This window comes from Escherichia sp. KCJ4928, assembly GCF_004352695.1.
GTDB lineage: Bacteria > Pseudomonadota > Gammaproteobacteria > Enterobacterales > Enterobacteriaceae > ECMA0423.
The window spans coordinates 1-8043 of sequence record NZ_SJWV01000181.1 but is presented as its reverse complement, the minus strand read 5'-3'; the positions used below and the strand labels follow the sequence as shown (position 1 = coordinate 8043).

Below are 8043 nucleotides of genomic sequence, written 5' to 3'. Positions count from 1 at the left end.
TGATTATTCAGCGCTGCGTCATCGGGATATAATTATTGCAAAAATAGATTTGTTTATTCAAAGAATCACTCATAATTTATGGCATGCACGTAAAAAAAATGTGTTTTTAATTGAGCAAATAACTAATCTCAAAGTGTGGGTCAATAAGTATATTGACGATTGCACTGATGAGGATTTAAACGATCGTGACTTTATTGCATCAGTTGTTGACCGGGCTATTTTTCATTTCGCGATTAATAGTATATGTAATCCTGGGGATAATAAAGATGCGACTCCCATTGAACGATGTACTTTTGATGTAGAAACTAAGAATGGCCTTCCCTCCACGGTTCAGCTATTTTATGAGGAATCTAAGGATAATGAACCTTTAGCGAATATACATTTTCAAGCAATAGGTTCTGGTTTTTTAACGTTTGTTAATGCCTGCCAGGAACATGATGACAACAGCTTAAAATTATTTGCTTCGCTGTTAATTTCACTTTCATATTCTAGTGCCTACACAGATTTAGCCGGAGCAGAAAAAGTGAATATTAATGAATATAATGAGAACTATCTGACAGCTCAGTTTGAAGAATTATCTCAACGTGATATGAAGAAGTACCTGGGAGAGATGAAGCATCTGGCGGACCGGGGGGGGATGAAATTTGATGACTATCTGGATAAAATGTCACTTCTGGTGAATGAAGGAAAGCTCGAACCTGATATTTTAAGCAAAATGCGAGATGCTGCACCGAAATTAATTGACTTTGCTAAGTCGTTTGACCCAAACTCAAAGGAAAAGATTAAAATACTTACAGATACTTCTAATTTAATTTATGATTTATTCGGGGTTAAATCGGCGAAATAATATGTGAAGTTCTTCGATGGTATGGAAGGCATTACATAAAAGAACCTAATACTTATTGGGTTCTTTTTTCTTCTATCAGTGCCATTAGCAGGAAGAGATATCACCGGAGTTTAATGTGTGATTTTTTATTTATCGTCGAACCTGGATTGTTTATCATTGTCCTTAACAAGGCTAACGGCTAATAAGATTATTTCCATCACTTCGTGAGAGCTTCATGCCTTGATTTGATCTCAATTTTCTTTTGCAATGAGACAGGCGCTTCCTGTTGTTATGGTATAGTACCCCGCTATTGAGCCTCCTGAACAGTGATGCTGAATAACATAACCCAATGATATATCGATAAAATAATCTCTACATTTGAAAATGCACGGTAATTCTGAAATGCAAAAAATCAACCAAACCAGCGCAATGCCTGAAAAAACTGACGTTCACTGGAGTGGTCGGTTTAGCGTTGCACCAATGCTCGACTGGACGGACAGACATTGCCGCTATTTCTTGCGTCTGCTTTCCCGCAATACGTTGCTGTATACCGAAATGGTGACCACAGGGGCGATTATTCACGGTAAAGGTGATTACCTGGCGTACAGTGAAGAAGAACATCCGGTAGCGTTGCAACTCGGCGGTAGCGATCCGGCGGCGCTGGCACAGTGTGCGAAGCTGGCAGAAGCGCGTGGATATGATGAGATCAACCTGAATGTCGGCTGCCCGTCTGACCGGGTGCAGAACGGCATGTTTGGTGCGTGTCTGATGGGTAATGCGCAGCTGGTTGCCGACTGTGTGAAAGCGATGCGCGATGTGGTGTCGATTCCAGTGACGGTGAAAACGCGTATTGGCATCGATGACCAGGACAGCTATGAATTTCTCTGCGATTTCATCAACACTGTTTCCGGCAAAGGCGAGTGTGAGATGTTTATCATCCACGCACGTAAAGCCTGGCTTTCGGGGTTAAGCCCGAAAGAAAACCGTGAAATCCCGCCGCTCGATTATCCGCGTGTGTATCAACTGAAGCGTGACTTTCCGCATCTGACAATGTCGATTAACGGTGGTATCAAGTCGCTGGAAGAGGCCAAAGCACACCTGCAACATATGGATGGCGTGATGGTCGGGCGCGAGGCGTATCAGAATCCGGGTATTCTGGCGGCGGTAGACCGGGAGATCTTTGGTTCCTCGGATACCGATGCCGATCCGGTGGCGGTAGTGCGCGCCATGTATCCGTACATTGAGCGTGAACTCAGCCAGGGGACGTATCTCGGCCATATTACCCGGCATATGTTGGGCTTGTTCCAGGGTATTCCTGGCGCGCGGCAGTGGCGGCGTTATTTAAGTGAAAATGCCCATAAAGCGGGTGCAGACATTAATGTGCTGGAACACGCGCTCAAACTGGTGGCGGATAAACGTTAACTTTTCACCAAAAAGTAGTCAAATTCACCACGCCCTGCGCACCGTCGCGGGGCGTTTTGCTGTTAAATCAATAGATTATTTTTGGCATGATTCTTGTAATGCCAGCAAGAGATTTCATATTTGGGAGTGCATCATGCTGGAACTACTTTTTGTGATTGGCTTTTTTGTCATGCTGATGGTCACCGGCGTTTCGTTGCTGGGCATTATCGCCGCGCTGGTTGTGGCGACGGCCATTATGTTCCTCGGCGGTATGCTGGCATTGATGATTAAGTTGCTGCCGTGGTTACTACTGGCGATTGCGGTGGTGTGGGTTATTAAGGCGATTAAAGCACCAAAAATGCCGAAATATCAGCGTTATGACCGCTGGCGTTACTAAGGGATTGTGCGGATGATCACAACCTAAGGTTTTATCCTTAGAACAAAATAGGAATTGATAATCAAATCTGTCACTATTGCGCCTCTAACAGATTCATCGTGCTGTACCCTACATACAGCCGAACTATAAAAAGAAAGGGCTTCCCAGGTGGAAGCCCTATTTCTTTTATGGAATCAACAGGCTGGAACCTTGCGTCGCCCGGCTTTCCAGAATCTCATGCGCACGCTGCGCATCCTTCAGCGGATATTTCTGCTGCTCGGCGACATCGACCTTAATCACACCGCTGGCAATCAAAGAGAACAGTTCATTACTGGCCTCGGTTAATTCCTCCCGCGTGGTGATATAGCCTTGCAGGGAAGGGCGTGTCACATACAACGAGCCTTTTTGATTGAGAATGCCTAAGTTCACACCGGTAACCGCACCTGATGAGTTGCCAAAACTGACCATTAAGCCGCGGCGTTGCAGGCAATCCAGCGACCGTTCCCAGGTGTCTCTGCCCACGGAATCGTACACCACGCGCACTTTCTTACCGCCGGTGATCTCTTTTAACCGCTCGACCAGATCCTCTTCACGATAGTTAATAACCTGCCACGCGCCCGCTTTTAGCGCGCTCTGCGCTTTTTGCGCGGTTCCTACGGTGCCGATAAGTTTCGCGCCCAGGGCTTTTGCCCACTGGCAGGCAATCAAGCCAACGCCGCCAGCCGCTGCGTGGAACAGGAACTGTTCATCGGGTTTAATTTCATAGGTTTTGCGCAGCAGATAATAAACCGTTAAGCCTTTCAGGAAGGATGCCGCAGCTTGCTCAAAAGAAATTGCCGCAGGCAGAATCGCCGCTTTATCCGCATTAATGTTATGCACAGAGCTGTAAGCGCCTAACGCCGACTGCGCATAGACTACACGATCGCCTGCCTTAATATGCTTTACACCACTGCCGACTTTACTCACGATGCCTGCCGCTTCGGTACCTAATCCGCTGGGTAGTGATGGCGGCGGGTAAAGGCCGCTGCGGATATACGTGTCGATAAAATTGATGCCGATGGCTTTATTTTCGACCTGGATTTCATTCTCTGCCGGATCGGCAGGAGTGAACTCTACGGCTTGAAGTACTTCCGGGCCACCGTGCTTGTGAAATTCAATTCGTGTTGCCATGTGTCCTCCAGAACGTATCGTCAGGGTCTGCTTCATATGGTAAAGTTTCGACCCATTCTTTATCTCGGTAACTCCATTCACTATGGCAGGAAATAAACCCTTCAACAAACAGCAGGCTGAACCCCGCGAACGCGATCCACAAGTTGCCGGGCTGAAAGTGCCTCCGCACTCGATCGAAGCGGAGCAGTCGGTGTTGGGCGGTTTAATGCTGGATAACGAACGCTGGGACGATGTAGCCGAGCGTGTGGTGGCAGACGATTTTTACACCCGCCCACACCGCCATATCTTTACTGAAATGGCGCGTTTGCAGGAAAGCGGTAGTCCTATCGATCTGATTACCCTTGCGGAATCGCTGGAACGCCAGGGGCAACTCGATAGCGTCGGTGGTTTTGCTTATCTGGCAGAGCTGTCAAAAAATACGCCAAGTGCGGCGAACATCAGTGCCTATGCGGACATCGTGCGTGAACGTGCCGTTGTCCGTGAGATGATCTCGGTTGCGAATGAGATTGCTGAAGCCGGTTTTGATCCGCAGGGGCGTACCAGCGAAGATCTGCTGGACCTTGCTGAATCCCGCGTCTTTAAAATTGCCGAAAGTCGTGCAAACAAAGACGAAGGGCCGAAGAACATCGCCGATGTGCTCGACGCAACCGTGGCGCGTATTGAGCAGTTGTTTCAGCAGCCACACGATGGCGTTACCGGAGTAAACACCGGTTATGACGATCTCAACAAAAAAACCGCTGGCTTGCAGCCGTCGGATTTGATCATCGTCGCCGCGCGTCCGTCGATGGGTAAAACAACATTTGCGATGAACCTCGTCGAAAACGCGGCGATGTTGCAGGATAAACCGGTACTTATCTTCTCGCTGGAGATGCCTTCAGAACAGATTATGATGCGTTCTCTGGCGTCGCTGTCGCGCGTTGACCAGACTAAAATCCGTACCGGGCAGCTCGATGATGAAGACTGGGCGCGCATTTCCGGCACCATGGGTATTTTGCTCGAAAAACGCAATATCTATATCGATGACTCCTCCGGCCTGACGCCAACGGAAGTGCGTTCCCGCGCACGTCGTATTGCCCGTGAACACGGCGGCATCGGGCTTATCATGATCGACTACCTGCAACTGATGCGCGTACCGGCGCTTTCCGATAACCGTACGCTGGAAATTGCAGAAATCTCCCGCTCGCTGAAAGCACTGGCGAAAGAACTGAACGTGCCGGTGGTGGCGCTGTCCCAGTTGAACCGTTCTCTGGAACAACGTGCCGACAAACGCCCGGTCAACTCCGACCTGCGTGAATCTGGCTCTATCGAGCAGGATGCGGACTTGATCATGTTTATCTATCGTGATGAGGTGTATCACGAAAACAGTGATTTAAAAGGCATCGCGGAAATTATTATCGGTAAACAACGTAACGGCCCAATCGGGACGGTACGCCTGACCTTTAACGGTCAATGGTCGCGCTTCGACAACTATGCGGGGCCGCAGTACGACGACGAATAATAATTATTTTATGAATTAGGTAATTAAAGCAAACACTTATCAAGGAACACAAATGCAAGCGGCAACTGTTGTGATTAACCGCCGCGCTCTGCGACACAACCTGCAACGTCTTCGTGAACTGGCCCCTGCCAGTAAAATGGTTGCGGTGGTGAAAGCGAACGCTTATGGTCACGGTCTTCTTGAGACCGCGCGAACGCTCCCCGATGCTGACGCCTTTGGCGTAGCCCGTCTCGAAGAAGCTCTGCGACTGCGTGCGGGGGGAATCACCAAACCTGTACTGTTACTCGAAGGCTTTTTTGATGCCAGAGATCTGCCGACGATTTCTGCGCAACATTTTCATACCGCCGTGCATAACGAAGAACAGCTGGCTGCGCTGGAAGAGGCTAGCCTGGACGAGCCGGTTACCGTCTGGATGAAACTCGATACCGGTATGCACCGTCTGGGCGTAAGGCCGGAACAGGCTGAGGCGTTTTATCATCGCCTGACCCAGTGCAAAAACGTTCGTCAGCCGGTGAATATCGTCAGCCATTTTGCGCGCGCGGATGAACCAAAATGTGGCGCAACCGAGAAACAACTCGCTATCTTTAATACCTTTTGCGAAGGCAAACCTGGTCAACGTTCCATTGCCGCATCGGGTGGCATTCTGCTGTGGCCACAGTCGCATTTTGACTGGGTGCGCCCGGGCATCATTCTTTATGGCGTCTCGCCGCTGGAAGATCGCTCCACCGGTGCCGATTTTGGCTGTCAGCCAGTGATGTCACTAACCTCCAGCCTGATTGCCGTGCGTGAGCATAAAGCCGGAGAACCTGTTGGTTATGGTGGAACCTGGGTAAGCGAACGTGATACCCGTCTTGGCGTAGTCGCGATGGGCTATGGCGATGGTTATCCGCGCGCCGCGCCGTCCGGTACGCCAGTGCTGGTGAACGGTCGCGAAGTACCGATTGTCGGGCGCGTGGCGATGGATATGATCTGCGTAGACTTAGGTCCACAAGCGCAGGACAAAGCCGGGGATCCGGTCATTTTATGGGGCGAAGGTTTGCCCGTAGAACGTATCGCTGAAATGACGAAAGTAAGCGCTTACGAACTTATTACGCGCCTGACTTCAAGGGTCGCGATGAAATACGTGGATTAATCGTTCTGTAATATTTGATTGTCTGTGCCGGATGCGGCGTGAATGCCTTATCCGGCCAATAAAATCCTAAAACTTCAATAAGTTGATGTTCTTTCATGCTCTTATAAAGGTCGTGCCTCTGGCGGATGTACGTTTGTCATGAGTCTCACTCTGTTGCTAATTGCCGTTCGCTCCTGAACATCCACTCGATCTTCGCCTTCTTCCGGTTTATTGTGTTTTAACCACCTGCCCGTAAACCTGGAGAACCATCGCGTGTTTCAAAAAGTTGACGCCTACGCTGGCGACCCGATTCTTACGCTTATGGAGCGTTTTAAAGAAGACCCTCGCAGCGACAAAGTGAATTTAAGTATCGGTCTGTACTACAACGAAGACGGAATTATTCCACAACTGCAAGCCGTGGCGGAGGCGGAAGCGCGCCTGAATGCGCAGCCTCATGGCGCTTCGCTTTATTTACCGATGGAAGGGCTTAACAGCTATCGCCATGCCATTGCGCCGCTGCTGTTTGGTGCGGACCATCCAGTACTGCAACAACAGCGCGTAGCAACCATTCAAACCCTTGGCGGCTCAGGGGCATTGAAAGTGGGCGCGGATTTCCTGAAACGCTACTTCCCGGAATCAGGCGTCTGGGTCAGCGATCCTACCTGGGAAAACCACGTAGCAATATTCGCCGGGGCTGGATTCGAAGTGAGTACTTACCCCTGGTATGACGAAGCGACTAACGGCGTGCGCTTTAATGACCTGTTGGCGACGCTGAAAACATTACCTGCCCGCAGTATTGTGTTGCTGCATCCATGTTGCCACAACCCAACGGGTGCCGATCTCACTAATGATCAGTGGGATGCGGTGATTGAAATTCTCAAAGCCCGCGAGCTTATTCCATTCCTCGATATTGCCTATCAAGGATTTGGTGCCGGTATGGAAGAGGATGCCTACGCTATTCGCGCCATTGCCAGCGCTGGATTACCCGCTCTGGTGAGCAATTCGTTCTCGAAAATTTTCTCCCTTTACGGCGAGCGCGTCGGCGGACTTTCTGTTCTGTGTGAAGATGCCGAAGCCGCTGGCCGCGTACTGGGGCAATTGAAAGCAACAGTTCGCCGCAACTACTCCAGCCCGCCGAATTTTGGTGCGCAGGTGGTGGCTGCAGTGCTGAATGACGAGGCATTGAAAGCCAGCTGGCTGGCGGAAGTAGAAGAGATGCGTACTCGCATTCTGGCAATGCGTCAGGAATTGGTGAAGGTATTAAGCACAGAGATGCCAGAACGCAATTTCGATTATCTGCTTAATCAGCGCGGCATGTTCAGTTATACCGGTTTAAGTGCCGCTCAGGTTGACCGACTACGTGAAGAATTTGGTGTCTATCTCATCGCCAGCGGTCGCATGTGTGTCGCCGGGTTAAATACGGCAAATGTACAACGTGTGGCAAAGGCGTTTGCTGCGGTGATGTAATGCAGGAAAGCAGGCTGGAGCTACCCAGCCTGCAGTGAAATTAAACTGTCGTCGCTTTCACTCTTTCTTTATAGATGATTTTTTTGATGCCATCGTTCTACGTGAGAGATAATAAACGTTATTAGTTCTTTTATTGTTAAGCTTATCCTAATTATCTGGAATTCCTTATCCTGTTTTTTTGGGTGGAGTAATAA

7 protein-coding genes are annotated in these 8043 nt (G+C 49.5%); 6 read left to right on the top strand and 1 reads right to left on the bottom strand.

Annotated features, from left to right (window positions below; translation table 11 throughout):
• The 3 genes from E0D98_RS19340 to pspG form a co-directional block, all read left to right on the top strand.
• Nucleotides 1-847: DUF2713 family protein (locus E0D98_RS19340; RefSeq protein WP_170997170.1), on the top strand; the 847-nt coding region annotated here is incomplete at its 5' end.
• 363 nt (nt 848-1210) lie between these two features.
• Nucleotides 1211-2248 (top strand): tRNA dihydrouridine(20/20a) synthase DusA, encoded by a 1038-nt coding sequence (gene dusA / locus E0D98_RS19335; RefSeq protein ID WP_001298868.1) that lies wholly within the window; start codon nt 1211-1213, stop codon nt 2246-2248.
• Nucleotides 2249-2381: 133 nt separating this feature from the next.
• Nucleotides 2382-2624, top strand: a complete 243-nt coding sequence (gene pspG / locus E0D98_RS19330) for an envelope stress response protein PspG (protein WP_000891402.1) — start codon at nt 2382-2384, stop codon at nt 2622-2624.
• 165 nt (nt 2625-2789) lie between these two features.
• Here pspG and E0D98_RS19325 read toward each other — a convergent pair whose 3' ends face one another.
• The gene (locus tag E0D98_RS19325) at nt 2790-3773 is read right to left on the bottom strand and encodes a quinone oxidoreductase (RefSeq protein ID WP_000235516.1); all 984 of its coding nucleotides are present in this window, start codon (nt 3771-3773) and stop codon (nt 2790-2792) included.
• A gap of 82 nt (nt 3774-3855) precedes the next feature.
• Here E0D98_RS19325 and dnaB point away from each other — a divergent pair, with 82 nt between their 5' ends.
• The 3 genes from dnaB (at nt 3856) to tyrB (ending at nt 7849) form a co-directional block, all read left to right on the top strand.
• Nucleotides 3856-5271, top strand: coding sequence for a replicative DNA helicase (gene dnaB, locus E0D98_RS19320; RefSeq protein ID WP_000918363.1), 1416 nt, complete (start codon nt 3856-3858; stop codon nt 5269-5271).
• Nucleotides 5272-5323: 52 nt separating this feature from the next.
• On the top strand, nt 5324-6403 hold the full coding sequence (gene alr, locus E0D98_RS19315) for an alanine racemase (protein WP_001147328.1): 1080 nt from the start codon (nt 5324-5326) through the stop codon (nt 6401-6403).
• A gap of 252 nt (nt 6404-6655) precedes the next feature.
• Nucleotides 6656-7849, top strand: coding sequence for an aromatic amino acid transaminase (tyrB, locus tag E0D98_RS19310; protein ID WP_000486994.1), 1194 nt, complete (start codon nt 6656-6658; stop codon nt 7847-7849).
• The last annotated feature ends 194 nt before the right edge of the window (nt 7850-8043 follow it).

Coding starts and splice junctions, on each gene's coding strand:
- alr (WP_001147328.1), top strand. CDS start 5,324: ATGCAAGCGGCAACTGTTGTGATTAACCGCCGCGCTCTGCGACACAAC.
- dnaB (WP_000918363.1), top strand. CDS start 3,856: ATGGCAGGAAATAAACCCTTCAACAAACAGCAGGCTGAACCCCGCGAA.
- E0D98_RS19325 (WP_000235516.1), bottom strand. CDS start 3,773: ATGGCAACACGAATTGAATTTCACAAGCACGGTGGCCCGGAAGTACTT.
- dusA (WP_001298868.1), top strand. CDS start 1,211: ATGCACGGTAATTCTGAAATGCAAAAAATCAACCAAACCAGCGCAATG.
- pspG (WP_000891402.1), top strand. CDS start 2,382: ATGCTGGAACTACTTTTTGTGATTGGCTTTTTTGTCATGCTGATGGTC.